The sequence below is a fragment of the Minwuia sp. IMCC3060 genome (assembly GCF_029909435.1).
Classification (GTDB): Bacteria; Pseudomonadota; Alphaproteobacteria; order Minwuiales; family Minwuiaceae; genus Minwuia.
In genome coordinates this window covers 391,034-416,370 of record NZ_CP123782.1, presented here as the reverse complement: position 1 = coordinate 416,370, position 25,337 = coordinate 391,034, and the positions used below count along the sequence as shown (strand labels likewise).

General features: G+C 65.9%; 26 protein-coding genes. 13 read left to right on the top strand and 13 right to left on the bottom strand.

Annotation, left to right across the window (positions count from 1 at the left end; translation table 11 throughout):
- Positions 1-2 precede the first annotated feature (2 nt).
- On the top strand, positions 3-1,610 hold the full coding sequence (locus QGV54_RS01845) for a carboxyl transferase domain-containing protein (protein WP_281018576.1): 1,608 nt from the start codon (positions 3-5) through the stop codon (positions 1,608-1,610).
- A gap of 110 nt (positions 1,611-1,720) precedes the next feature.
- Positions 1,721-2,944: an EAL domain-containing protein gene (locus QGV54_RS01840; protein WP_281018577.1), complete on the top strand. Its 1,224-nt coding sequence runs from the start codon at positions 1,721-1,723 to the stop codon at positions 2,942-2,944.
- Positions 2,945-2,961: 17 nt separating this feature from the next.
- Here QGV54_RS01840 and QGV54_RS01835 read toward each other — a convergent pair whose 3' ends face one another.
- Genes QGV54_RS01835 through QGV54_RS01825 form a run of 3 tightly spaced genes read right to left on the bottom strand, consistent with a single transcriptional unit; the run spans position 2,962 to position 5,254 of the window.
- On the bottom strand, positions 2,962-3,825 hold the full coding sequence (locus tag QGV54_RS01835) for an alpha/beta fold hydrolase (protein ID WP_281018578.1): 864 nt from the start codon (positions 3,823-3,825) through the stop codon (positions 2,962-2,964).
- A gap of 2 nt (positions 3,826-3,827) precedes the next feature.
- Complete coding sequence (locus tag QGV54_RS01830) at positions 3,828-4,634, bottom strand: enoyl-CoA hydratase-related protein (RefSeq protein WP_281018579.1); 807 nt, start codon at positions 4,632-4,634, stop codon at positions 3,828-3,830.
- Positions 4,631-5,254, bottom strand: a complete 624-nt coding sequence (locus QGV54_RS01825; RefSeq protein WP_281018580.1) for a 2-hydroxychromene-2-carboxylate isomerase — start codon at positions 5,252-5,254, stop codon at positions 4,631-4,633. Before QGV54_RS01825 ends, QGV54_RS01830 begins: the two co-directional genes overlap by 4 nt.
- Before the next feature lie 167 nt (positions 5,255-5,421).
- Between QGV54_RS01825 and QGV54_RS01820 the strand changes: the two genes are divergently transcribed.
- On the top strand, positions 5,422-6,336 hold the full coding sequence (locus QGV54_RS01820; protein WP_281018581.1) for an alpha/beta hydrolase: 915 nt from the start codon (positions 5,422-5,424) through the stop codon (positions 6,334-6,336).
- Between the two features lie 39 nt (positions 6,337-6,375).
- On the opposite strand, the gene QGV54_RS01815 is transcribed toward QGV54_RS01820, so the two are convergent.
- Genes QGV54_RS01815 through QGV54_RS01805 form a run of 3 tightly spaced genes read right to left on the bottom strand, consistent with a single transcriptional unit; the run spans position 6,376 to position 9,888 of the window.
- Complete coding sequence (locus tag QGV54_RS01815; RefSeq protein ID WP_281018582.1) at positions 6,376-7,080, bottom strand: SDR family oxidoreductase; 705 nt, start codon at positions 7,078-7,080, stop codon at positions 6,376-6,378.
- 37 nt (positions 7,081-7,117) lie between these two features.
- Positions 7,118-8,356: an MFS transporter gene (locus tag QGV54_RS01810; protein ID WP_281018583.1), complete on the bottom strand. Its 1,239-nt coding sequence runs from the start codon at positions 8,354-8,356 to the stop codon at positions 7,118-7,120.
- Complete coding sequence (locus tag QGV54_RS01805; RefSeq protein WP_281018584.1) at positions 8,353-9,888, bottom strand: acetyl-CoA acetyltransferase; 1,536 nt, start codon at positions 9,886-9,888, stop codon at positions 8,353-8,355. Before QGV54_RS01805 ends, QGV54_RS01810 begins: the two co-directional genes overlap by 4 nt.
- A 153-nt stretch (positions 9,889-10,041) precedes the next feature.
- Here QGV54_RS01805 and QGV54_RS01800 point away from each other — a divergent pair, with 153 nt between their 5' ends.
- Together QGV54_RS01800 and QGV54_RS01795 are read left to right on the top strand one after the other, a co-directional pair.
- Positions 10,042-10,287, top strand: coding sequence for a type II toxin-antitoxin system ParD family antitoxin (locus QGV54_RS01800; RefSeq protein WP_281018585.1), 246 nt, complete (start codon positions 10,042-10,044; stop codon positions 10,285-10,287).
- Positions 10,277-10,576 (top strand): type II toxin-antitoxin system RelE/ParE family toxin, encoded by a 300-nt coding sequence (locus QGV54_RS01795; RefSeq protein ID WP_281018586.1) that lies wholly within the window; start codon positions 10,277-10,279, stop codon positions 10,574-10,576. The genes QGV54_RS01800 and QGV54_RS01795 overlap by 11 nt, the downstream gene beginning before the upstream one ends.
- A gap of 36 nt (positions 10,577-10,612) precedes the next feature.
- Here the strand turns inward: QGV54_RS01795 and QGV54_RS01790 are convergent, their stop codons facing one another.
- The 3 genes from QGV54_RS01790 to QGV54_RS01780 all read right to left on the bottom strand — a co-directional run bounded on the left by QGV54_RS01790 (position 10,613) and on the right by QGV54_RS01780 (position 13,509).
- Positions 10,613-11,764, bottom strand: a complete 1,152-nt coding sequence (locus QGV54_RS01790; RefSeq protein WP_281018587.1) for an NADH:flavin oxidoreductase/NADH oxidase — start codon at positions 11,762-11,764, stop codon at positions 10,613-10,615.
- A gap of 11 nt (positions 11,765-11,775) precedes the next feature.
- Positions 11,776-12,579 carry an SDR family oxidoreductase gene (locus tag QGV54_RS01785; protein WP_281018588.1) on the bottom strand — a complete coding sequence of 268 codons (804 nt, stop codon included), beginning with the start codon at positions 12,577-12,579 and terminating at the stop codon, positions 11,776-11,778.
- Positions 12,580-12,660: 81 nt separating this feature from the next.
- Positions 12,661-13,509 (bottom strand): 3-hydroxyacyl-CoA dehydrogenase family protein, encoded by an 849-nt coding sequence (locus tag QGV54_RS01780; RefSeq protein ID WP_281018589.1) that lies wholly within the window; start codon positions 13,507-13,509, stop codon positions 12,661-12,663.
- 161 nt (positions 13,510-13,670) lie between these two features.
- Here QGV54_RS01780 and QGV54_RS01775 point away from each other — a divergent pair, with 161 nt between their 5' ends.
- From QGV54_RS01775 to QGV54_RS01760, 4 genes are all read left to right on the top strand, one after another.
- Positions 13,671-13,937 carry a hypothetical protein gene (locus QGV54_RS01775; RefSeq protein WP_281018590.1) on the top strand — a complete coding sequence of 89 codons (267 nt, stop codon included), beginning with the start codon at positions 13,671-13,673 and terminating at the stop codon, positions 13,935-13,937.
- 92 nt (positions 13,938-14,029) lie between these two features.
- A complete protein-coding gene (locus QGV54_RS01770) occupies positions 14,030-14,263 on the top strand; it encodes a hypothetical protein (protein ID WP_281018591.1) in 234 nt (77 codons plus the stop codon).
- A 330-nt stretch (positions 14,264-14,593) separates the two neighbouring features.
- Entirely contained in the window at positions 14,594-15,799 is a 1,206-nt protein-coding gene (locus QGV54_RS01765; protein ID WP_281018592.1) for an acyl-CoA dehydrogenase family protein, read from the top strand.
- A gap of 74 nt (positions 15,800-15,873) precedes the next feature.
- Positions 15,874-17,397 carry a carboxyl transferase domain-containing protein gene (locus QGV54_RS01760; RefSeq protein WP_281018593.1) on the top strand — a complete coding sequence of 508 codons (1,524 nt, stop codon included), beginning with the start codon at positions 15,874-15,876 and terminating at the stop codon, positions 17,395-17,397.
- 197 nt (positions 17,398-17,594) lie between these two features.
- On the opposite strand, the gene QGV54_RS01755 is transcribed toward QGV54_RS01760, so the two are convergent.
- From QGV54_RS01755 to QGV54_RS01740, 4 genes are read right to left on the bottom strand one after another with little or no spacing between them, the layout of a single operon-like run.
- Positions 17,595-18,941 (bottom strand): glutamine synthetase family protein, encoded by a 1,347-nt coding sequence (locus tag QGV54_RS01755; protein WP_281018594.1) that lies wholly within the window; start codon positions 18,939-18,941, stop codon positions 17,595-17,597.
- Complete coding sequence (locus tag QGV54_RS01750) at positions 18,938-19,696, bottom strand: gamma-glutamyl-gamma-aminobutyrate hydrolase family protein (protein WP_281018595.1); 759 nt, start codon at positions 19,694-19,696, stop codon at positions 18,938-18,940. The genes QGV54_RS01755 and QGV54_RS01750 overlap by 4 nt, the downstream gene beginning before the upstream one ends.
- Positions 19,693-20,310, bottom strand: coding sequence for an outer membrane lipoprotein carrier protein LolA (locus QGV54_RS01745; RefSeq protein ID WP_281020048.1), 618 nt, complete (start codon positions 20,308-20,310; stop codon positions 19,693-19,695). The genes QGV54_RS01750 and QGV54_RS01745 overlap by 4 nt, the downstream gene beginning before the upstream one ends.
- Before the next feature lie 14 nt (positions 20,311-20,324).
- Positions 20,325-20,522 carry a DUF1674 domain-containing protein gene (locus QGV54_RS01740; protein ID WP_281018597.1) on the bottom strand — a complete coding sequence of 66 codons (198 nt, stop codon included), beginning with the start codon at positions 20,520-20,522 and terminating at the stop codon, positions 20,325-20,327.
- Positions 20,523-20,651: 129 nt separating this feature from the next.
- Here QGV54_RS01740 and htpX point away from each other — a divergent pair, with 129 nt between their 5' ends.
- From htpX to QGV54_RS01720, 4 genes are all read left to right on the top strand, one after another.
- Positions 20,652-21,608 carry a zinc metalloprotease HtpX gene (gene htpX / locus QGV54_RS01735; protein ID WP_281018598.1) on the top strand — a complete coding sequence of 319 codons (957 nt, stop codon included), beginning with the start codon at positions 20,652-20,654 and terminating at the stop codon, positions 21,606-21,608.
- A complete protein-coding gene (locus QGV54_RS01730) occupies positions 21,605-22,918 on the top strand; it encodes a transcription antitermination factor NusB (protein ID WP_281018599.1) in 1,314 nt (437 codons plus the stop codon). Before htpX ends, QGV54_RS01730 begins: the two co-directional genes overlap by 4 nt.
- A 76-nt stretch (positions 22,919-22,994) precedes the next feature.
- Positions 22,995-23,690, top strand: coding sequence for a ribulose-phosphate 3-epimerase (gene rpe, locus QGV54_RS01725; protein WP_281018600.1), 696 nt, complete (start codon positions 22,995-22,997; stop codon positions 23,688-23,690).
- Positions 23,691-23,704: 14 nt separating this feature from the next.
- On the top strand, positions 23,705-25,321 hold the full coding sequence (locus tag QGV54_RS01720) for a heparinase II/III family protein (protein ID WP_281018601.1): 1,617 nt from the start codon (positions 23,705-23,707) through the stop codon (positions 25,319-25,321).
- Positions 25,322-25,337 lie beyond the last annotated feature (16 nt).

Genomic DNA, 25,337 nt, shown 5'->3' with positions numbered 1-25,337 from the left:
CCATGCGCCGCATATCATCCGCACTCTCCACCAGTGACGCCACATTCCGCAGCAACACGGTGCACAACCGCCGCCTCGCCGACGAGCTGCATGCCATGCAGGAAAAGGCACGGCATGTCCGCCCGGAACGCGATGTCCAGCGCCTGACGAAGCAGGGCAAGATGATGCCACGGGAACGGGTGGAGAAGCTGCTCGACCCCGGCACCCCCTTCCTGGAGCTGTCCACGCTCGCCGCGAACCGCGCCTATGACGGGGAATCGCCGGGGGCCAGCATCATCACCGGGATCGGCATGGTCTCGGGGCGGGAAGTCATCATCCATGCCGATGATTCCTCCATCAAGGGCGGAGCCTGGTATCCCCATTCGGTGAAGAAGATCGTCCGCTGCCTGGAGATCGCCATCGAGAACCGTCTGCCGGTGGTGCACCTGTGTGACTCAGCCGGCGGCTTCCTGCCGTTGCAGTCGGAGGTCTTTCCCGACAAGCACATGGCGGGACGCATCTTCCGCAACCAGTGCAAGCTGTCGAAGATGGGCGTGAAACAGCTCTCCCTCGTCTTCGGGCAGTGTACGGCGGGTGGTGCCTATATCCCGGCGCTGTCGGACTACAATGTCATCGTGCGCGGAACGGGCGCGGTGTTTCTGGGCGGCCCGCCGCTGGTGCGCGCCGCCACGGGGGAGGAAGTGGGCGTCGAGGAACTGGGCGGCGCGGACATGCACACGTCGATGAGCGGTGTCTGCGACTACGCGGCGTCGTCCGAGGACGAGGCCATCGCCATCGGGCGGGAGATCGTCGACCAGTGGGACCGGCCGAAGAAGTGGGACTGCCAGCGGGATGCGGTGGAGGCCCCCTACTACGACCCTGCCGAGCTGTATGGCATCCTGCCTGACGACATCAAGAAGGGCTTCGACATGCGGGAGGTCATTGCCCGCATCGTCGATGGCAGCCGCTTCCATGAATATCAGCCGAACTATGGCCAGACCCTGATCTGCGGCTATGCCAACATCTGGGGCTGGAAGGTCGGCATCCTTGCCAACAATGGTGTGCTGTTCAACGACAGCTCCCTGAAGGGCGCCCATTTCATCGAACTCTGCAACCAAAACAACACCCCGATCGTCTTCCTGCAGAACATCACCGGCTACATGATCGGCAAGGAGTACGAGCAGAAGGGCATCACAAAGGACGGTGCCAAGATGATCATGGCCCAGGCCTGTTCCCGGGTGCCGAAGTTCACCGTCATGTGCCACGGCTCCTTCGGTGCGGGCAATTACGGGATGTGCGGCCGTGCCTTCGATTCACGCCTGCTGTTCAGCTGGCCCAATCACCAGATCGGCGTGATGGGCGGAGAGCAGGCGGTGAACACGCTTGCGGATGTGAAGGCGGCACAGATGCGCCGTGGTGGCCAGGAAGTCGATGCCGAGGTGATCGCGGCGCTGAGAGAGGAAACCGGCTCCGCCTATCTGGACCAGCTCTCCGCCTACTACGCCACCTCGGAACTGTGGGATGACGGGATCCTGGATCCGGTGGACACACGCAATGCGTTAGGGATGGCCATCACCGCGTCGCTGAACGCGCCGCTGGAGGAACCCGGCTATGGCGTCTTCAGGTTCTGACGGAGATGCCGCGTGCCGGTGGTCACATAATACCGCGCAATTAGGTGGCCGCTATCACAACAGGCGTGTAGACTCACGGTTTGGCAACCATTCCAACCCATGTTGTATGAATGCCGGAGTTCATTCACGCCAGAGACGTCGATGCGGGAACCCTTCTGTTTCAGGAGGGTGACCGGGGCGATGATGCGTTCATCATCGAGGAAGGCCTGATCGAGATATCGATTCAGTCCGAAGGCGACCGGAAGCTGATCGCCGCGCTGGGTCCGGGCGAGATCTTCGGCGAAATGGCCCTGATCGCGAACACACCGCGATCCGCCAGCGCCCTGGCGCGGGAGCGCACACGCCTGCTGGTGGTACGCCGCGGTCGCCTGACCAAACCCATCGAGAACGCCGACCCGGTGATGCGTCTGATGATCCAGATGATCGTGGAGCGCCTGACGGACGCGTCCCGTTCCATGACCGGCACCAACGAGATGGTGCCCCAGGCCATGCAGGAGGCACGGCGCCGGGCGTTCGAGGAAGTCCGCGACATTGCTCTGCGCCGGGTCCAGATCGAACGGGAACTGCGCCGCGCCGTCGAGACCCCGCAGTTCGAGCTTCACTACCAGCCCATCATCTCCATGGCCGACAGCACCATTGCCGGATATGAGGCATTGATGCGCTGGAACGACCCCAAGCGGGGGCAGGTTTCCCCCGGCAACTTCATCGGTCTGGCCGAGGAGACCGGCATGATCGTCGAGATGGGGCGCTGGGCGCTGCAGAAGGCGCTGGCCGATCACGCGGCAATGGTGCCGGTCTGGCAGAGATGCTGGCCGGACAAGCCGATCCCCTTCGTCAGCGTCAATGTCTCCAGTGGCCAGTTGATCGAACCGGGCGAGATCTCGCGCCTTTCCGCGATCATCCAGAAGTCCGGCGTGTCGCCCGGGCAGATCAAGCTGGAGGTCACCGAAAGCCTGATGATCCACGATCCGGAGGCGGCCGTCGCTGCCCTGACGGAACTGAAGGGACTGGGCGTCTCCATTGCCATCGACGATTTCGGCACCGGCTATTCAAGCCTGAGCTACCTGCACCGCTTCCCCATCGACACCCTGAAGGTCGACCAGTCTTTCGTCTTCAACATGCTGAACGACACCACCAGCGGGCGTCTCGTCCGGTCGATCATCCACATGGCGGACGACCTCGGCCTGACAACGGTGGCGGAAGGGATCGAGACGCAGGAACATTTCGACCAGTTGCGCGATTCCGGCTGCACCCTGGGCCAGGGATTCCTGATGGCCCGCCCCTGGCCGCGCTTCGATATCGAGGCGATGCTGGAGACCGGATGCTCCTGGTAGCCTAGCGCGCCCGCCTCTCAGAGATGCTCCATGAACCAGTCCCGCGCCGCGCCCGCCGCAGCCTCGCGATGGCTGCTGTAGGGATCATAGTGGCGGCAGGGCAGACCCAGCATCTGTTTCGGCTCTCCCGCCAGTTCGAACGCTTCCTTCTGCCAGGCAGTCGGCGTCTGGGTATCGTTCTCCGCAATCACCATCAGCAAGGGCGTCGGCGCGATGCGTGAAACGAAACTGTGGGGCTCGTACTCCCGCAGCATCTCCAGACTGCGCAGGGTCAGGGCGTTGACGTACTTGCCCTCGACATCCGTTTCAGCCACCCATTCCGCCGTCTCCGTACCCTCGATCGCGGCAGGCACGGTTTCCGGTTCCGCGCCCGCGTAACGGGCCGCGCGATCATCCATGAAACGTTGCATCAGCCGGGCACGCGCCTTCTCCGGCACCCAGCTTCCGAACGTCCGCTCCCCGTGGGTGAAGGGGACCTGTGAAACCACGGCCTTCACCCGCCGGTCCAGTGCCGCCACGGTCAGGACATGGCCACCGGAATAGCTGGTGCCCCAGATGCCCAGCCGCGCCGGATCGACGCCGGGCAGGGTCTGGGCGAAGCTGATGGCGTCGCGCATGTCACGGACCTGCGCCCAGGGATCGGCTTCCTGTCGCGGGTTGCCGCCGCTGTCGCCGAAACTGCGGTGGTCGTAGAGCAGCACCGCGAGACCGGCTGCATTCAGGTCGCGCGCAACCGCATCCAGGTTCATGCGCCGGATCGCGGAAAGACCATGGCTCATGACCACGGTCGGCGCCGCTGCCCCGTCCTGCCCTGCCGGGTAGAACCATCCGGCCAGCTCGACGCCGTTCGCCGGGATCGTCACATCCTGTCGCTCTGTCATGCTCATGTCCCCGTATAGACCGGCGGCCGCTTCTCGATGAAGGCGCGCACGCCTTCCTGGAAGTCGGGGCCCTGGGCGCAGAGGATCTGGTTGCGGTCCTCCATGGCAACGGCCGCTTCCAGGCTCGGCGCATCGGTCGAGAAATTCATGCATTCCTTGGTCAGGCGCAGACCGAGCGGCGAGGCATTGAGCAGATCGGCGACCATGGTCTCTCCGGTCGCCTCCAGTTCGTCATCCTCGACCACCTCCGACACCAGCCCGGTCGCCAGTGCCCGGTCGGCATAGATGTAGCGGCCCGTCATCAGCAGTTCGGACGCCACCGTCACCCCCACCAGTCGCGGCAGGAAATAGGAGACCCCGATGTCACAGCCGGAGATGCCGAGGCGGATGAAGGCCGCGTTCATCTTGGCGCTGCGTCCGGCAATGCGGATGTCACTGGCCAGCGCGATGGCGAACCCGCCACCGGAACAGCCGCCATGGATCAGCGAAACGATGGGCTGCGGCGCCCGGCGCATCCGCATGACGATCTCCGAGATCCGGCGCTGCGACCGCAGGCCATCGGCGCTGGAGCGCTGGTCATCGGCGGGACTGTTGCTCGCCATCCGCTGCTTCAGGTCCAGACCGGCGCAGAAGCCGCGACCGGCACCGCGCAGCACCACGACCCGCACCTCGTGGCGGAAATAGAGCCCCTGGAAATAGTCCAGCAGTGCGTCGATCATGTCGGGGCTGAGGCTGTTGTAGGCGTCGGGGCGGTTCAGGGTGACCCATTCGGCATCCCCCTTCCGCTCGATCAGCAGCGGCCCGCTCATCGGCGGGGTCCGCCGGCGGGGCGGCCCTGCACGGCCCACTCGATCAGGTCCATGCGGTCATTGCCGAAGAACATGTCGCTGTCGTTGATGAAGATGGTGGGGGAGCCGAAGCCGCCGCGATCCACCACCTGCTGGGTATAGTCCTTCAGCCGCTGCTTGATCGCCGAGTCCGCGGTCGCGGCCACGGTGGCATCGCCGTCGAGCCCCACGTCGGCGGCGACACGCGCCACTTCCGCATCCTGCGAGATGTCGCGATCCTCGCCCCAGTAGGCATGGCAGAGCCGCATCGCGAAGGCCTCCGCCTTGCCTTCATCCAGCGCATGGATCGCCGCACGCATCCCCTTCACTGCATTGACGGGGAAGATGCTCGGCCAGCCGATCTGCACCCCCTGCATCGCGGCCCAGTCCATTAGGTCCTTGCGCATGTACTGGTACTTCGGGTGATCGGGGTTGGCGCGGTTCTGGTACACCTGCTCGTTCACCTGATTGAAGATGCCGCCGACCAGCACCGGCCGCCAGTGCAGTTCGGCATTGTTGCGCCGGGCCAGATCGCCGATGCGGCTGATCCCCAGATAGGTCCACGGACTGGAACAGTCGAAATAGAACTCGATCTTCGCCATCAATTCTCTCCCCTGGCAGATCATGCAAACGGACGCAGCCTCCCTCGCCCGACCGGCATTCTAGCCTGCTCCGTCACCTGTTGGCACTACCGGCCATGCGCCCACAGCATTGCGTGGTACCGGCACCGCACGTTCCCAAACGCCGGAATCCAGCCTAATCATGAGGCATGACAGAGATTGATTACCTGACAGTCCAGGCTCCCGCCCCGGACTGGTACCGGGAGGCAATGGCCCGACCCGGCACCGTGCATCGCGTGAACAGTGACGGCTGTGACATCCAGTATCTCAGGTGGTCACCGCCGGAGGGACGGACCCCGCTCGGCGGCATGCTGCTGGTGCATGGCGGCGGCGGGCACGGCCACTGGTGGAGCCATATCGCACCGATGCTGGCGCAGGACTATCACGTCCTGGCCATGGATCAGGCCGGGATGGGCGACAGCGGCAGGCGGGAGTCCTACGATTCCGACAGCCGGGCCGAGGACATGCTGGCGGTCATCGACGATGCCGGGCTGGGACCGGACGCCTTTGTCGTCGGCCATTCCTTCGGCGGCCTGATGGCCATGCGGCTGGGCCAGCAGCATGGTGAGCGGCTGGGCGGTATCATCATCGCCGACTCGCCCGTGCGCCCGCCGGAACTGCAGGACCAGGACGAGCACCGACGCCCCAGGATGGGCAACAAGCGCCACTACGCGGACTTCGAGACCGCCCTCGCCCGCTTCCGCCTGATGCCGGAACAGACCTGCGACAATGGCTTTCTGGTGGAGCACATTGCCCGCCGCTCCCTGAAACAGGACGCGGAGGGCTGGTGCTGGAAGTTCGATGGCGACGCCATGGAGAACCGTCGTTTCGGAGAGCCGTTTCACGAGTATCTGGCCGGCATGAAGGGCCGCCGCGCCTTCGTCTATGGTGAGGACAGCGCCCTGATCCAGCCCGAGACCATCGACTGGATCCGCCGCACCCTCGGCCCCTCCGCCCCCATCGTCGGCGTGCCGAAGGCCCAGCACCACCTTTTGCTCGACCAGCCCCTCGCCTTCGTCACCACCATCCGCGCGATACTTGCGGGGTGGCTGGCGGCAAAGTAGCGGGGCGGGCACCATCCACCGCCCCGCAACCTTAGATCGTCACGACAGCAGCCAGCCGCCGTCCACGTCGATGGTGGTGCCGGTGACGAAGTCGTTCTGGACCATGAAGGTGATGGCCTGGGCGACCTCGTCTGCCGTTCCCGCGCGCGGGATGACGTGGCTTGCCGTCATCTGCTTGTAGAGGTCTTCGCGGGCCTGGCCTTCCAGGGCGACCATCGGAGTATCGATGGCACCGGGGGAGACGACGTTGAGGCGCTTCGGCGCGATTTCCGGGGCCACGGCGCGGACCATGGCCTCGACGGCACCGCCGACGGAGCCGATGGCGACCTGGCCCGGCTTGGTCTTGCGCGCCGGGGTGCCGCTGACCAGCACGATGGAGCCATGGTCGGTCATGTGACCGGCGCCATAGCGCACCACGTTCGTATAGCCCCAGAGCTTGGCGAAGGATGCCTGATAGCCGTCCATGTCCATTTCCATGAACGGCCCGACGGCGCGGGTGCCGCCGGTCGCGGCGCTGATCAGGATGTCGAAGGGCGCGCACTCGGCAAACAGCGCCTGCAGCGCGTCGCGGTCCAGCGTATCGCACTTTTTCGTGGTGATTCCGGCGGGCAGGTCACCTGCACGATCCGGGTTGCGGCTGACGGCGATGACCTCGGCGCCCAGCGCCGCAAGCTGCTTCGCGGCGGCCAGACCTATGCCCGAGGTGCCGCCGAACACGATGGCCTTCTTGCCTGCTACGTCCATTTCTCGTTCCCCCTGTTGGTTTCTTCTTTTCCGGTGCTCAGGCCGCGCTTCTGCGGATGTCGCGCAGAATGGCGATGGTCGCGATGATGCCCAGCCCGACAACTGTGCCGAACGGCACCATGTATCCCCCGGAAAGCTCGATCAAGCTCCACATGATCAGCGGCGATGCGGTCCAGCCCAGGGCGGCCAGCGAATAGGCCCGTCCCGTGACCTCCGCCAACTGCCCCTCCGGCGCGCGACGCCCGACGATCATGGCAAAGATCGGTGACCAGGTATTGCCCGAAAGGCCCGCCAGCAGGGCCACCGGATAGAGCATCCAGATCGGTGTATCGGGGGAGATCATCATGGCGAGCACGACCGACGTGCTGGCGGCCATGGCAATGCCCAGCAGCACCAGTTCCGGCCGCCCCCAGCGATCCGACAGCCAGCCCATGACGGGTCGGCCGACGATGGCCACCAGCTGGATGATGGCGAAGAACTGTCCGGCCAGCACCGGTGAGAGGCCGATATCCTCCAGCAGGTAGATATAGACGAAGGTGAACAGCGTCGTGTGGATCACGGCCAGCAGCACCGCGATGAAACCCAGCAGGCGCAGGTTCGGCGGCAGTACGAAACTGGCGGCAAGACGGCGCGGGAAGGTGCGGTGCAGTTCGGTCTGCATCGTCGGCTGTTCCGCGGTGACACGGAACACCGGCGCGAACAGCAGGGTCATGACGATGGCCGCGACCAGCACCCCGATCATCGCCCAGACGCCAAGCTGCCAGCCCACCGCGACCATGATCGGCGGCAGGATGAAGCCGCCGCCCGCGCCCGCCAGCGAGACCCCGCTCTGGCGGATGGCGAGGAACAGGCCGACCCGGCGCTTCGGCGTCTTGCGCGTCACCACCGTGATGTTGGCAGGGCCGTAGGGGCCATAGAACAGCCCGTAGAGAAAGGCCGCCAGCATCACCGTCGCCCAGGTGCCGAACAGGGCGATCAGGGCGACAGCGGCCATGCCCGACAGGGTGATGACCATGGTCCCGACGCTGCCGAAGCGGCGCATCATCCGCCCGCAGAGCGGGCTGGCCAGGGCGGAGCCGAGGAAGATGAAGGAGAAGGCGAGGCCGAAGTCCCGCTCGTCCTGCCCGGTCTCCAGCGCCAGTCCGGGGGCCAGCAGGCTGAAGGCGATGAAGCCGAAGGCCGCCGCCCCCTGGGTCAGGAACGTGCCCGCGAGCGCGGTCAGCGCACCCCGGGTGACCGTTTCCGGCAGGGCATCGGGCGCGACCGTCTGGCTCACGCGGGGTGGAAGATGTTCTGGCGACCGTCATTGCCGACCCGGCCCTTCCGGCCCAGCCAGTCGGTGTCGATCATGTCGGCCAGCAGGTCCGGGTCATCGGTGGTATTGGCGACGAACCGTGTCCCGTCATCCATCCGCCCGAACAGCAGACCCCAGGTCGGCCCCTTGCGGTCATGCATGACGGTATAGGTCTCGACCTCCGCCGCGCCCTCGGCCAGGTCGGTGAAGGGCGGATGCGGCACCTGGTCCAGTTCGGCCTGATAGGTCGCGGGGTCAACGGGTGCAAAGACCTTTTCCGGCATGTCGGTCGAATAGATCCCGGCGGAATGCTTGGTGACATAGTTGCCGTTGGCGGTGACCAGCCCCTTCATGCCCGGCTGCTGCCGCACCCGCTGCATCATCTCCGCGATGGAGTGGGTGACGTAATTGTTCCCCGGTCCACCGAAGTAGGGCAGGCCGCCGGTGACCGTCAGCCCGCGCGGGTCGTCGGGGCTGAGGCCGATTTCCTGACAGGCGATCTGCACGGCGGAGGTGAAACAGCTGTAGAGGTCGATGGCGCCGATCTGGTCCAGCGTCGTGTCCGCCATGCGGAAGGTTTCCTGATAGACGCGGGAGATCGCGGGGGAGGAATGGAAGTCGCGCCGGTCGCTCAGATACCAGTGGTCATGCGCATCGGCGCAGCCATGCAGGAATACCCATTTCTCCCGCGGTATGCCCAGCTCCTTCGCCTTGGCGACGCTGGTCAGCACCACCGCCGCGCCCTGGTCGATGAAGGCATTGGCGTTCATCAGCCGCGTGTAGGGAAAGCCGATATAGGGATTGTCGGGCCGGACCTCCGAGATCTGCTCCGCCGTGAAGCCGTCGCGCCGGTCGGCCAGCGGGTTCTGCGCGGCCACATCGGCGAAGTGGGCCAGCATCTGCCCCATCGCCTTCTGGTGTTCGGGGATCGTGCGGCCCAGATTGCCGCGAATGGCATTCTCGATCATCGGATAGGCGAAGATCGCGCCGCGCGCACCGTGGATGTCCTCCACGTCCGACCAGCCGATCTTCTCGACGCCCCAGGCCTCGTACTCGCCACCCGCGTCCTCGCTCCAGTCGAGGTCCAGCTTGGCGCGCTGGGCGGCCTTCTGCGTCGCCAGCGACTCGCCCCCGGCGACCAGCGCGGCCTCCACCTCGCCGCGCACAACCATCTCCGACAGCCGGTTGAGGCAGTACTGGGGCATGTTGCCCCCGGCCCAGGTATAGACCAGCCGCTTCGCCTGTTCCGCGCCGACCCGGGCGGCCAGCGATTTCGGCGGGTTGGTGACCTTGCCGAAGGGGCTGGCAAAGCGCCAGCTTGTGTCGGAGAAGGCGCGGATGACGATCACCGTATCCAGCGCCGCCATCAGCGCGGCCCCCGCGCCACTGTCCTCCGCCGCCACCTGCACCGCCTTCGCGGTCAGATCCATCGGCGACAGCGCCTGCGCCGGATCCGGCTCCCGCTGCGTGAACTGGCCACTGCCCACCAGTACCGGAATGCGCGATTCGTCCATGACGTCCTCCCCAGGAATTGCCAGGCGATCCTAACGCGCCGCACGCCCGGATGCGACTGTCCACTGGCGCGCGGTAGCCATGCCGCCATAGCGGAAGCTATGGTGCTTTACCAATTATTGGTACTATCGGGAAAGCTTCAGGAGCAGCACACGATGGCACGCAATACCTCGGTCTCGCTTGGTGATCATTTCACCGGCTTCATTGACAGTCAGGTTCGGGACGGTCGCTACGGCTCCGCCAGCGATGTGGTCAGGGCTGGTCTGCGGCTGCTGGAGGAACATGAAACCAGGGTCCGAGCCTTGCAGAACGCCCTGATCGCCGCAGAGGAATCCGGTCCCCCAGAAGCTTTCGACAGCGATGCCTTCCTGGAGGAAATGCGGAAGAAGCATGCCGGATAGCGATCCGGGCTACCGGCTTTCTCCGCTCGCGAGAACCGATCTGGAAGACATCTGGCGCTACACCTTCGAGAACTGGTCGCTTGAACAGGCGGATCGCTACCATGGCACGATCATGACCGCGATCCTGGCGTTGGCTGATGGCTCAGTATCGGGTAGCCGCGCCGACGTCCGTGAGGGCTATTTCAAGCTAAGAGCCGGTTCCCATGTCCTGTTCTACCGAAAGGCCGACACCACTCTGGAGATCATGCGCATCCTGCATCAGCGCATGGACGTGGATCGACACCTCTGACCTGAGCAATCGGACACGCGCTCTTCCCCACCCCCTCTACTTCAACTGCCGCATGTCACCGATCGTGTCCGGCGCGGTCTCGCGGCGGTGGGCGAAGGCCTGGGGCCAGCGGGAGGGTTCGGCGCGGGCGTACTGCGCGGGATAGGCGACCGTGGCACCCAGCGCCTCCGCCGCGTGCCAGGCCCAGCGCGGATCGTACATCATGCCGCGCGCCAGCATGACGAAGTCGGCCTGGCCGTCACGGATGATGGCCTCCGCCTGGTCCGGATCATTGATCATGCCGACGGCCATGGTGGTCATGCCGGTCTCACGTTTCACCGTCTCGGCGAACTCAACCTGATAGCCCGGCCCGACCGGGATCTTCTGGCGCGGATCGACGCCGGAGGTGGTGATGTCGGCGAAGTCGCAGCCGATCTGTTTCAGGGCCTGCACGAAGGCCACCGTTTCCTCCACCGTCCAGCCGCCCTCGACCCAGTCGGTGGCCGAGACCCGCACACCCAGCGGGCGGCCGGCGGGCCATACGGCCTTCACCGCCTGAAACACCTCCAGCGGGTAGCGCATCCGTCCTGCCAGATCGCCGCCATATTCATCATTGCGCTGGTTGCTCAACGGGCTGAGGAACTGGTGCAGCAGATAGCCGTGACCGACATGGAATTCACAGACGTCGAAGCCCAGCCGGGCGGAGCGTTCCGCGGCCTGCACGAAGTCGGCCTTCACCCGGTCCAGCGCCGCACGGTCCATGGCCTGCGGCGTGTGCCAGCCGGTGTCGTAGGGCAAGGCGCTGGGACCAACCGTCTGCCAGGCCCCCTCCGCCGCCGTCAGCGGCTGTGCGCCATCGGCGGGGCGATGCACCGAGGCCTTGCGACCGGCATGGGCCAGCTGGATCCCGATCTTCAGGTCCGGCCCGCCATTGTCCCGGCTGAACCGCATGAAACGATCGATCGCCGCCTCGTGCGCGTCGGTCCAGAGCCCGAGGCACTGGGCACTGATGCGCCCTTCGGCACTGACCGCCGTCGCCTCCGTGAACAGCAGCGCCGCGCCACTCATCGCCAGATTGCCATAGTGCATCAGGTGCCAGTCGGTGGCGGCACCATCCACGGCCATGTACTGGCACATGGGGGAGATGACGATCCGGTTGGCGAATTCCACATCACCAAGCCTGATCGGCGAAAACAGGGCACTGCTCATTTCCGGCCCTCTCAGCGCTGGTCGAACCTGGACAGCAGCTTGCGCATGCCACCGATCCAGCGGTCGTAGTTGCCGGTCTTGCGCTGGATGTAGTCGCGCACCTGCGGATGCGGCAGGATCAGGAATTCCTCCCGCGCCATGGTCGCCACGACGTCGGCGGCCAGGTCATCGGGCTCGACGATGCCGTCGACGCTGGCCACCCCTTCCCCGTCGCCGATCATCGGCGTGCGCACGGCCTGCGGGCAGAGGCAGGAGACCCGGATGCCCTTGTTGCCATAGTTGATCGACAGCCACTCGGCGAAGGCCACGGCACCATGCTTGGTGACGGCATAGGTCGCAGAATCCACCTGGGAGAGCAGCCCGGCGGCGGAGGCGGTATTGACCAGATAGCCTCCGCCCCGCTCGATCATGCCCGGGATCACGGCGCGGGCCGCGAAGACGTGGGACATGACGTGGATGTCCCAGTTGAGCTGCCATTCGGCGGTGGGCACGGTCTCGTCCCCCAGCCGCGCGATACCGGCGTTGGAGCAGAAGATGTCGATGGGACCGGCCAGCCGCTCCGCCTCCGCCACCAGATGACGGATTGCATCCTCGCTGGTCACATCGGTCTGTACGGCATGACCGCCAACTGAATCCGCCACCTTCTGCAACGGCCCCATGTCCAGGTCCGCCACCACGACGGCCTTTGCCCCCTCCGCGTGGAACTTCCGCGCCATGGCGGCACCGATACCGCCCGCGCCGCCGGTGATCACACAGACCTTGCCCTTGATGTCCATCGTCGTCTCCCCTTGTGCGTTCTTCGTGGCCTGTTCCATTCCTCTCCCCCTCCCGGCCACCCACGCAAGTATCCTGAAATGGGTGGCCGGGAGGGGGAGAGGGATGGAACAGGCAGAAAATCAGTCGTAACTCTTCCAGCCCTGCCCGGTCTTGCGGCCATTGTGGCCAGCGCGGACCTTCTGCTTCAGCAGCGGGCGCGGGCGGAACCGTTCTCCGTAGGACCCGTGCATGATCTCCTGCGCCTGTTCGCAAAGGCTCAGCGTCACCGCGTCCATCAGCTCGAACGGCCCGATGGGGTGGCCCAGGCCCAGCTTGCAGGCAGTGTCGATGTCCTCCGGCGTGGCAACACCTTCCTCCACCAGCCGCACCGCCTCGATCATGAAGACATGCAGCAGGCGATTCACGGCGAAGCCGGTCACATCCTTGATGCGGATCGGATGCTTCTCGGCGGCCTTCAGGTGGCCGAACATCTCCTCCACCACGGCTTCATCCGTCTCGAAGCCCGGCATCACCTCCACCAGTTTCATCCGGCTGACGGGCGAGAAGAAGTGCGTGCCGACGAACCGCGGGCGCCGCGCCACCGAGACATGCGCCGCCAGCGTCGAGATGGCGATGGTCGAGGTATTGGTGCAGAAGATCGTGTCAGCGTCGCAGATCCCGTCCAGCAGCGCCCAGGCGTCGCCTTTCACCTGCTCATCCTCGAAGACCGCTTCGAACACGATCTGACGGTCCGCGAAGCTCTTCAGATCGGCACTGAAACTCATCCGATCCAGCGGCGAGCCCGCGTCCTCCGAATAGAACCCGCGCGCCAGACCCTTGTTCCATATGCCGTTCAGCCGCGTCCGCGCCGCCTCCAGCAGTTCGTCGCTGCGGTCGTTCAGCAGCACGTCATAGCCCGCACGGGCAAACTCGAACGCGATCTCCGCGCCCATCAGCCCGGCACCCACGACACCAATCTTCTTCAGCATTCTCGGCCCTCCCCATCCATTGCGCGACAATGCGCGAGCGGATGCGGGGGATCAAGCATCGGGTGGGCTCCGGAAACCGAATTCGGTATTTTTCCTCTTAGACATTGCATTCGGTCTTTTTACCGATATACTGGTTGCATGAAACATCAGGAGGACACGCGATGACCCTGAATGACCTGATCGAGGAGCGGGAGCGGCTGCTGAAGCAACGCATGGACATCCTGCAGGCCGCACTGAAACCGGTGCAGGAATCCGACCTGGATGACGCCTGCCGCACCGAACTGCAGCTGCAGTTCTCAGAGGCCCTGGATGACGCGTTCCACAACCTGCTGACGCCCATCGAAACCGATCTGGATGATCTGCAGCGACGGGCGTCCATCCGCGCCGTCTCCAGCGACCTCGCCGCCCTGCGCCGACGTCAGGTCTGAAGGGACTGAAGCACATCAGGGTCACGCAGCCGGGGCTGCGGGCCGATCATGATACCGGATGCAACAGGAACGGACAGGCCATGGAACCCATCATGCTTGAACTCACCACCCAGTACCGCGACGAGAATGATGAACTTGTGACCGTGATCCAGTGCGGCAACGAGGTGACGCTGGAATCCGTGCGCGGCGGTCGCATCTGGCTGCAGCGCGCGGACGTGGAACGGATCGCGGAACTGTTTCGCCGCCACGATGTGGCCTGCCGCCTCATCATGGAGGACCTGCCCGCGCTGAGCGAACGACGGGACAGCTGCGGGGACGCGGGCTGATGCCCCCGGCCCGCCGCCTGCGCCCCGTCGCGCCCGTGACGCTCCGTGAAATCACCGAAATTACCGGACGAAGCCGCATCTCGATCTGGCGTTACCGTCGGGCGGGCCAGTTCCCCGAACCCATCGGAAGTCGCGGCAAGTCCCTGATCTGGGACGGGCGCGCCGTACGCCGCTGGAAGATGACGGGACGCTAGACCGGTCCGCGGCCCCGATTGCAGCGCAAGCCGAAGCCCGCCGCGCAGCCCCCACCCCCGCGCGTCGGGCTTCTGGTCCGCGCGCAGTTCCGCTATACCTGTCTGCAACAGTCTCAAGCGTCGAGGGAGGACGACAATGGATCTGTCGCTGACACCGGAGGAAGAAGCGTTCCGCAGCGAGGTACGCGACTTTCTCGATACCGCAATGACCGAGAACGCGAAGGAAGCCGGCAGGCTGACCGCGGGGGTCGTTTCCGACTTCGAGGGCTCGATGGACTGGTACCGCGCCCTGTCGAAGAAGGGCTGGATCGCGCCGTTCTGGCCGGTCGAGCATGGCGGCACCGGCTGGACGCCGATGCAGCGCTACATCTTCGATTCCGAATGCCAGCGCGCCAGCACGCCGCGTCTGTTCGCCATGGGTGTGCGCATGGTCGCGCCGGTCATCATGAAGTTCGGCACGCCGGAGCAGAAGGAAACCTACCTGCCGAAGATCCATGGCGGGGAGCACATCTGGTGCCAGGGCTATTCGGAACCCGGTTCCGGGTCCGACCTGGCCAGCCTGCAGTGCCGCGCCGACCGTGACGGCGACGACTATGTCATCAACGGCACCAAGATCTGGACCACCGGCGCGCACCACGCGAACATGATGTTCTGCCTGGTCCGCACCTCGAAGGAAGGCAAGCCGCAGCAGGGCATCAGCTTCATCGTCTTCCCCATGGACCTGCCCGGCATCAAGGTCGATCCGATCCTGACCATGTCCGGCGATCACGAGGTCAATCAGGTCTTCTTCGACGATGTGCGGGTGCCCGTGGCCAACCGCATCGGCCCGGAGAACGAGGGCTGGACCGTCGCCAAGTACCTGCTGGAATTCGAACGCGGCGGCTCTGCCTACAGCCCCAGCCTGCATGCGATGCTGGAGAAGCTGAAGAAGATCGCGGCAGAGGAACCGGCCGGCAATGGCGAGGCCCTGATTCAGGACGCGGACTTCCGCTCCCGACTGGCCGATCTGGAGGCCCAGGTCGTGGCGCTGGAATACTTCGAGAAGAAGACCATGAGCGCGCTGACCACCGGGCAGAACCCGGGTGCCGCATCGTCTATCATGAAACTGCGCGGCTCCGAATGCCTGCAGGCCACGGCGGCGATGACGGTGGAGGCCATCAGCTACTACGCCAACCCCTACGAACCGGAGACGCGGACCCCGTTCTCCAACGCCATTCCCGTCGGGCCGGATCACTCGGTCGGCGTCATGGCCAAGCATCTGAACAGCCGGGCCGCCACCATCTATGCCGGTGCGTCGGAGGTTCAGCGCAACATCATGGCGAAGCTGGTCCTGGGACTGTGAGCAAGGGCGACAGGACTCCTCCGTCCAATTCGGACTGGGGAGAACGCATTGCGGCGATTCACGAGCGCCGCGAGATGGCGAAGGCCCATGGCGGGCCGGAGGCCGTCAGGCGCCAGCACGACAAGGGCCGCCTGACGCTGCGCGAACGCATCGACCGCCTGCTCGACCGGGGCAGCTTTCACGAGATGGGCATGGGTGCCGGGGCGGCGGAGACCGATGCGGACGGCAACTTCGAGAGCCTCAGTCCCGCCAACTTCATCCTCGGCTTCGGCAAGGTGGATGGCCGGACCTGCATCGTGGGGGGGGAGGATTTCACCGTCTCCGGCGGCTCGCCCAACCCGGCGGGCCTGCGCAAGTCGATCTATACCGAGGAGATGGCGCTGCAGTACCGCGTGCCGCTGATCCGCCTGCATGAAGGTGGTGGCGGCTCCGTCGCAGGCGCCGGGGGCAAGAAGGGCGGCGGCAGTTCCGGACCCGTGGGGGAGCCGCCCTATACTCCGCACAGGTTCCTGTCGGTCGCCCGCACCATGGGCACGATCCCGGTCTGTGCCGCCGCTGTCGGTCCGGTCGCGGGCCTGCCCGCCGCGCGACTCGTCGCCTCCCACTTCTCCGTCATGACACGGGAAACGGCACAGGTGTTGGTCGCCGGTCCGGCGGTGGTGGAGCGTGCCCTGGGGCACAGGATCAACAAGGAGGAACTGGGCGGCGCGCGGGTCCACCTGAAGAGCGGTGCCATCGACAATGGTGCGGTGGACGAGGATGACGCCTTTCGCCAGATCCGCCAGTTCCTGAGCTACATGCCGCCCAACGTCGACCAGTTGCCGCCGACCATCGCCTGCAGCGATCCGGTCGATCGCTGCGACGACAGGCTGGCCAGCATCGTGCCGCGCGACCGTCGCAAGGCCTACGACATGCGGAAACTGATCGCCATGGTGGTGGATCAGGACAGCTTCTTCGAGACCGGTCGTCAGTACGGACCGGGGCAGATCGTCGGACTGGCGCGCATGAACGGCCAGCCGGTGGGCATCTACAGCAACGACTGCCGCTATTACGCCGGGGCCATGTCCGCCGCCGGTGCACGCAAGGTGAAGCGTTTCATCGAACTCTGCGAGACCTTCCACCTGCCGATCATCGCGCTGGTGGACGAACCCGGCTTCATGATCGGGCCGGAGGCGGAGGCCGAAGGCACGATCCGACCCGGCACGGCCGCCGTGCTCGCCGCCGCCGACTGCCAGGTCCCCTGGGCGTCGGTCATCATCAAGAAGAACTTCGGCGTCGCGGCTGCGGCCCACTATGCCAGCCAGTGCCATGTCATGGCCTGGCCGTCGGCCGAGTTCGGCCCCCTGCCGGTGGAAGGGGGTGTCGCCGTCGCCTTCGGGCGGGAGATCGCGGCCCACCCGGACCCGGATGCCCGCAGGCTGGAGCTGGAAGAGATGCTGGCCGCGCGCCAGTCCCCCTTCCCGCGCGCCGAGTCCTTCGCGTTCCACGAACTGATCGACCCGCGCGAGACCCGGCCCATGCTCTGCCGCTGGCTGGAGGTCAGTTCGGAACGGCTGAAGGGCCTGACCGGCCCCCGCCTCTATCCGATGCGACCGTAACACGCCGGGTTCTCGTTCTCGCTGAAGCAGCCTTTTTTTCCTTCCCCCCCTGTGGGGGAAGTGGCCGCCTGGCGGTCGATGGGGGGTGAAGCCGCAGGCTGCCGCACGATGGATCAACCCCGTTTCGGCTGCGCCGCCTCACCCCCATCCCGGTCTTCCCCCGTCGAGGGGGAAGGAGGGAAGCGGTCGGGCCCGGCTCAGACGTGGAGCAGCAGGTGCTCGCGTTCCCAGGCGCTGATGACGCGGTTGAAGGCTTCCATTTCGGTTTCCTTCACGTCGATCAGCGCGGCCACGAAGTCCTCGTGCAGCACTTCACGCAGGGGTGCGGCATAGCGCAGGCGCTGCAGCGCGTCGGACAGGAACCGTGGCAGGCTGAGCTTGCGCTCGGAAGCATCGATGGACAGCGGGTCACTGGCTTCCAGTTCCTCCACCATGCCCAGATAGCCGCAGGCCAGTGATCCGGCGACGGCGAGATAGGGATTGGCATCCGCGCCGGGTACCCGGTTCTCGACCCGTCGGCTGGTGATGCCGGAACGCGGCACCCGGATGCCGGTGGTGCGATTGTCGTGGCCCCAGTGGGTATTGACGGTGGAACCGCTGTCCGACACCACGCGGCGGTAGGAATTCACGTTCGGCCCCAGCAGCGGCATGGCCGCCGGCAGGAACTTCTGCAGCCCGGCGATGTGATGCAGCAGCAGCGGGCTGTCGCTGCCGTCGGGCAGGGAAAACAGGTTCAGGCCGGTTTCCAGATCATGCACGCTCTGGTGCAGATGCATGGCGCTGCCCGGTTCGTTCTCGTGCGGCTTGGCCATGAAGGTGGCATAGAGGTCATGGCGCATCGCCGCCTCCCGCACCGTGCGTTTGAACAGGAAGGCCTGGTCGGCGATCCTGATCGGGTCGCCATGGTCGATATTGACCTCGACCTGGGCCAGCCCTTCCTCGTGGATCACCGTGTCGATCTCGATCTGCTGCGCCTCGCAGAAGTCGTAGATGTCGTCGAAGATCGGATCGAACTCGTTCACGGCATCGATGCTGTAGGGCTGGCGGCCGGTCTCCGCCCTTCCCGAACGGCCGATGGGGGCCTGCAAGGGATAATCCGGGTCGGTGTTGCGGGCGACGAAGTAGAACTCCAGTTCCGGTGCGACCTCGGCCCGCCAGCCCCTGTCCGCATAGAGCCTGACCACCCGGCGCAGCACCTCGCGCGGGGAGAAGATCAGCGGCTCCCCGTCCATGGTGACCGCATCACAGATCACCTGCGCTGTCGGTTCATTGTACCAGGGCAGGATGCGCAGCGTCGCGAGGTCGGGCACCAGCACCACATCCGGGTAGCGCGGGTCCAGCATCCGGCTCTCCAGCCAGTCACCGGAAACGGTCTGCAGGAACACGGACTCCGGCAGCCGCAGCGAGCCGTCCTTCACCGCCTTCAGAAAGCGGGAGATCGGCAGCACCTTGCCACGCGGCACGCCGGTGATGTCGACGATCAGGCACTCGACTTCCTCGATCCGGCCGGCACGCAGCCATTCGGCGGCTTCCTCGATGTTCATCCCTGCCGCCTTTCCAGAAATGCGGCACAGGCCGCCCCGAAGGACCTGAATATCGCTGCATGCAGAGGATAGTTCTCGGGCTGCACCTCGGCGTGCCACTGCACCGCCAGCATCCACCCCAGCGCGCCGGGGAAGGTCACGGCCTCCACTGTTCCGTCCGGTGCGGTTGCCTCCACCTGCAATCCCGCGCCCAGCCGGTCGATCCCCTGGCCATGCAGGCTGTTGATGCGGGTCTCGGTCGTTCCGGCCAGTTGGTGCAGCACCCCGCCGGGCAGGATCGAGATGTCATGCCGGGGCACGATCTGCTCCTCGAACGGCTTTTCACGCGGGCGGCGATGGTCGAAGCGGCCCGGCACATCCTTGAGGTGCTGGTGCAGGCTGCCGCCCAGCGCCACGTTCACTTCCTGGATGCCGCGACAGATGCCCAGCAGCGGCACGCCGTCTTCCAGCGCCGCACGGGTCAGGGCGATGGCCGTCGCATCGCGGCCCGGATCGCGAACGCCGCTCTCCGGCTCCTCCTCCTGACCGAACAGATGCGGCTGGATATTGGCTGCACCGCCGGTCAGCACGATACCGTCGAGACGCGGCAGCAGGATCTTCGCCTGATCCGGGTCCTCCGATCCTGGGATCAGCACGGTCTCGGCACCGGCAAACGACCGGACGGCCGACACATAGGTCGCAGCGGTCGCATGCAGCGGCAGCGGAATCTCGCCCGGTTCCCGCCAGGAGGAGAGTATGCCGACCAGCGGTCTCAACGGTCGTTGTCCCAGGGCCGCTGCGGCGCGCGGAAGGTGAAGCTGCCCAGGGGCAGGTCGATGTTGGTCACGATATCCGCCAGGGCGACCGCCGTTTCCTGCCCCTGCGCATCGACGACACGCCATCCGGTCAACCGATAGGGCTGTTCCGCGAACTCCAGCGTGATCGTGCCCTGCTCCGGGTTGTCCGGGTCGCGCAGCCGGAAACTGACCTGGCCACCGGTGCGTGTGACCTGGTCGATATCGGCCTCCGCCATCAGGTCCAGCTGTTCCGGCACCAGATACGACAGCGGTGTCTGCGACAGGGGCCACTGGCTGACCTGTCCGACCTCATAGTCGATGAAGGAGACGAAGGCCCCGTCGGAGACCAGCAGCACCTTGGCGGGCGGGCTGTAGTTGAAGCGGATCAGACCCGGGCGTTTCAGCAGCATCGTGCCGACGGCCTGCCCCCCGCCACCGACCTGGACGAACCGCGCCGACAGGGTCTCGACGGACTGCAGCCAGTCCTGGGCCTGCAGCACCGTTTTCTGCTCGGCCTCGGTCAGGGCCTGCGCAGGCAACAGACCGGCGATCAGCAGGAACGCGCCAAGGCACAGCGAAACAAGGGATTTCATGATACCATCAACCATCAGAAGTCGCTGATGATCCCCTTCTTTTCCCAATCGCCATAGCGGGTGGGCTCGGGGCCGTCGCGGCCATCGCGCTCCCCCGGTGTCTGTGACAGCTTGTGGGCGGCGGAACGTCGGCGCAGCTTGCCCGCCTCGGTCTCCTCGAAGGCATCCTCGTCGGTTCCGGCCTTGTCCGTGCTGCGATCCTTGTCGGTCATCGTCGCTCTCCGCTTCCGTCTGGCTTGAAGGGGTCGGCTTCCTGCCTAGATATCCTCTGACTTCCCTAGATAGCAGGTGCAAGGACGCTTGCAATGGCTGCGGCCCTACGACGGAGATCCTGAAACACGATGAATTATGCCCGGACTGCACTGCTGCTGGCTGCCATGACGGCCATCTTTCTTGTGGCGGGATGGCTCATGGGCGGCTCCGGAGGCGTGGTCATTGCCCTGGTCTTTGCCTTCGCGATGAACCTGTTCTCCTTCTGGAATGCCGACAAGATCGTGCTGCGCATGTACCGCGCAAAACAGGTCGACCGGCATAGCGCGCCCGAGTTCCACGGGCTGGTGGAGGAACTGGCCCGGCGCGCCAACCTGCCGATGCCGAAGGTCTACATCATCCAGAACGACCAGCCGAATGCCTTCGCCACCGGTCGCAACCCCGAACGCGCCGCCGTCGCGGCCACGACGGGCCTGCTGCGTACCCTGAACCGCAACGAGATCGCGGGCGTCATGGCGCATGAACTGGCGCATGTGCAGAACCGTGACACGCTGACCATGACCATCACCGCGACCATCGCCGGTGCCATCGGCATGCTGGCCAATTTCGCCATGTTCGCCGGCCTGTTCGGCCGCTCCGACGACCGTAGCCCGCTGGGCGGTATCGGCACCCTGCTGGTGGCGCTGCTGGCCCCGTTCGCCGCCATGGTGGTGCAGATGGCAATCAGCCGCAGCCGCGAATATGTCGCCGACCGGCACGGGGCGGAGATCTGTGGTAATCCACTCTGGCTCGCCAGCGCGTTGCAGAAACTGGAGGCGGGCAGCCGTATCGACAACCACAAGGCAGAGGCCAATCCGGCCACAGCACACATGTTCATCGTCAACCCGCTGCATACGAAGAAGTCCGACAACCTGTTCTCGACGCATCCGTCCACGGCCAACCGGGTGGCGGCGCTGCAGGAACTGGCGCGCACCATGTCGGGACCATCCAGTTCCGAACCGGCTCGATCCGGACCGTCCGGACCGCGTCCGGCGGGGGCTGTTCCCGTGACCGAGCAGCCAGCCCGACGCCGTGGCCCCTGGCGGTGAGTGGCCATCAGGAAACATCCGTCGATTCCCCGATACCCTCGGCGCGGCAGGCGGCAATCACCCTGATTTCGCGCGTGCTCGACACCTCGGCCGGACTGGACGAGGTCCTGGATGAAACCGTGCGCGGGATGGAAGCCCGCGAACGACGCTTCGCCCACACGATCGCGCTGGCCACGCTGCGCCACAAGGGATCGCTGGAACAGCACCTGAAACACCTGCTGGACCGCCCCCTGCCCCGCTCCGGGCGGTTCGCGCATCTGATCCTGCTCTCCGGCATGGCCCAGATCATCTTCCTGCAGAGCCCTGCCCATGCGGTCGTCAACGAACATGTCGAGATGCTGCCCGAAGGCAGCAAGTTCCGGGGCGTGGTCAACGCCATCCTGCGCAAGGTCGACCGCCAGGGCGCAGCCCGGCTGACCCGCCCGGACATGGCACGCCGGGACACGCCGCTCTGGCTCTGGAAGCGCTGGGCAGCGCATCTCGGGCGCAGTAATGCCAACGCCCTGGCCGCCGCGCACCGCGATGACACGCCGACACCGCTGGACCTGACCGTGCGCGAGGATGCCGCCGGGTGGGCAGAGCGGCTGGGCGGTGAGCTGCTTTCGACGGGAAGTGTCCGGCTGGGCAGCCACGTCGCCGTGCCGGAGATGCCGGGCTACGCCGATGGCGCATGGTGGGTGCAGGATACCGCCGCCACCCTGCCGGTGCGGCTGTTCGGTGATCTGCAGGGGCGCAGCCTGCTGGACGCCTGCGCGGCACCCGGCGGCAAGACGGCACAGGCCATCGCGCTGGGGGCGGAGGTCACGGCCATGGACCGGTCGGGCCGCCGTCTGGAGGTACTGCAACGCAACCTCGACCGTCTGCGGATGCAGGCGACCGTGGTCCGCGCCGATCTGCGCCAGTTCAGTCACGACGATGGCTTCGACGCGGTGCTGCTGGACGCCCCCTGCTCCGCCACCGGCACCATCCGACGTCACCCGGAAATCGCCTGGACCCGCACGGAGGGCGATGTCCAGGGCATCGCCGAACAGCAGCGGATGATGATCGGCAAGGCCACGGCGCTGGTCCGCCCGGGCGGCAGACTGGTCTATTGCACCTGTTCGCTGGAACCGGAGGAAGGCGAGGCGCAGGCGGAGTGGCTGCTGCAGGAGTTCCCGCAATTCACGCGCGTCCCGATCGATCCGGCCGCGTTGGGGCTGGGACAGGAAGCCATGACCGAAGCCGGTGACCTGCGCACCCACGCCGGCCTGATGGCCGGACAGGGCGGCATGGACGGGTTCTTTGCCACGGTGATGCAGCGCGCCGACTGATCAAATCGCCGTTTCCGCCCCGATCCGGCGCGCGCCGCCGTTGCCGCAACGGGGGGAAGCTGGTAGGGGGTTACCCATGAACTCAGCAATCATCTCACCATCGATTCTCTCCGCCGATTTCGCGAAATTGGGCGAGGAAGTGCGCGCCATCGATGCAGCCGGTGCCGACTGGATCCATGTCGATGTGATGGACGGACACTTCGTGCCCAACCTGACCATCGGCCCCAATGTGGTGAAGGCGCTGCGCCCGCACTCGGCGAAGCCCTTCGACGTGCATCTGATGATCTCCCCCGTCGATCCCTACATCCAGGCCTTCGCCGATGCCGGTGCCGACATCATCACGGTGCATCCGGAGGCCGGTGCCCATACCCACCGCACGCTGCAACTGATCCGCGGTCTGGGGCTGAAGGCGGGACTGGCGCTGAACCCCGGCACACCGTGGCAGGTGGTCGAGCCGCTGCTGGACCAGCTGGACCTGATCCTGGTGATGAGCGTCAATCCGGGCTTCGGCGGCCAGAAGTTCATCGCCAGCCAGCTGGAGAAGATCGCCACCCTGCGCGGCCTGATCGATGGCGCCGGGCTGGACATCACGCTGGAGGTCGATGGTGGCGTCAATGCCGACACCATCGCGGACGTTGTCGCCGCAGGGGCCACCGCGCTGGTGGCCGGGACAGCCGCGTTCCAGAATGGCCCCGACCACTACGCCCGGAACATCGCCACCCTGAAAGAGAAGTCGTCCACGGCACTCGCCCGGACCAGCACCGACGACTGAGGAGCCTGCGAGCCATGAGCGGCGTCAGAGACCTTGTCTATCGCAGCCGTCTCTACCAAATGTCGCTGCGCGGTCGCTTCCCCCATGGCCTCGCCTACTATCCCGAGAATCTCTGGCCCGGCGACCCGGCCCGCGCCAATGAGCTGTTTCGCGGTCGCTTCGATCTGGCCGGAGAACTGGTGGAGGTCGGGTCCGGCCCGCCCTGGGTCGGAGTCACCGCATCGGAATCCTGGCAGGCGGAACTGCAGGGATTTGCCTGGCTGCGCCACTTTCAGGCGGCGGGGGGAGAAGCGGCAACCCGCGCGGCGCGGTCACTCGCCGGATCATGGCTGACGCACAATGCCGAATATGATGCCTTCAACTGGCGCTCCGACATTCTGGCGCGGCGGCTGATCAGCTGGTGCCTGCATGCCGATATCCTGTTCAAGAACGCGGAACTGACCTACCGCTCCGACCTGCTCAGGTCCATGGCCCGGCAGGCGCGACATCTGGCGCGGGTGGCGGAGAAGACACCAAACGGGGTTCAGGCGGTGACCGCGGCGACGGGTCTCGCCTTCATCGGTCTCTGCCTGCCGGAGAGCCGTAACTGGACCGAGAAGGGTCTGGTGCTGCTGACGGACCAGATCAGGCGGCAGTTGCTTTCCGATGGCGGACACATCTCCCGCAATCCACAGGTGCTGCATCATGTGTTGCAGGATCTGATCCTGCTGAAACGCACGATGATGAACATCGGCGAACCCCCGCCCGAGCCGCTGATCAATGCCATCGATCGCATGACCCCGACGCTGCGGATGCTGCGGCACGGCGATGGCGGGCTGGGTCTGTTCAATGGCGCGACCGAAGGCACGGCGGCGGATATCGAGCAGACGATCCGCCGTTCCGGCATTCGCGGCAAACCCAACCTGTCGGCACCGAAGGCGGGCTTCGAGCGCCTGCAGGGGGGCAATACCGCACTGATCGCGGATTTCGGTGGCCCCGCCCCCGAACCGGGCGTCGGCTTCGCGGGACTGCTGAGTTTCGAGATGAGCCACCGGCGGGAGCGGGTGGTGGTGAACGGCGGCGCGGCACGCCCCCCGTCGCCGGAATGGGAGCGGGCACTGGCCTCCACCGCAGCACATTCGACACTGACGATCGCCGACACCAACGCGGTCGGGGTACCGGATGCCGGACGGCGCCGGCGACGGCGGCTGGAGGCCGAGGCGCTGCGCACCGAATCGGCGGACGCAACCTGGCTGGACATGATGCATACCGGCTATCAGGAACGGTTCGGTGTGGTGCATCGGCGACGGCTGTACCTGGATCGCGACGGACGCGACCTGCGCGGGGAAGACCGGCTGGAGGTCGCGGACCGACGGAAGCCCAACCATGTGCCCTTCGCCGTGCGCTTTCACCTGCACCCGGATGCCAGCGCGGTGCTGGCCCAGGGGGGCAACGCAGCGCTGATCCGCCTGAAGTCCGGGCGTGGCTGGCGGATCCGGGTCGCGGGCGCGGACCTGAAACTGGAGGACAGCGTCTATCTGGGCGACGGGTCGCCGCGCCGCAGTCAGCAGGTTGTGGCAAGTGGCGATCTGGACAGCACGGACATCACCGTGCAATGGGCACTCACCCTGATCGACGGCAGCGATTCCTGACCGCCGATCCCACCAA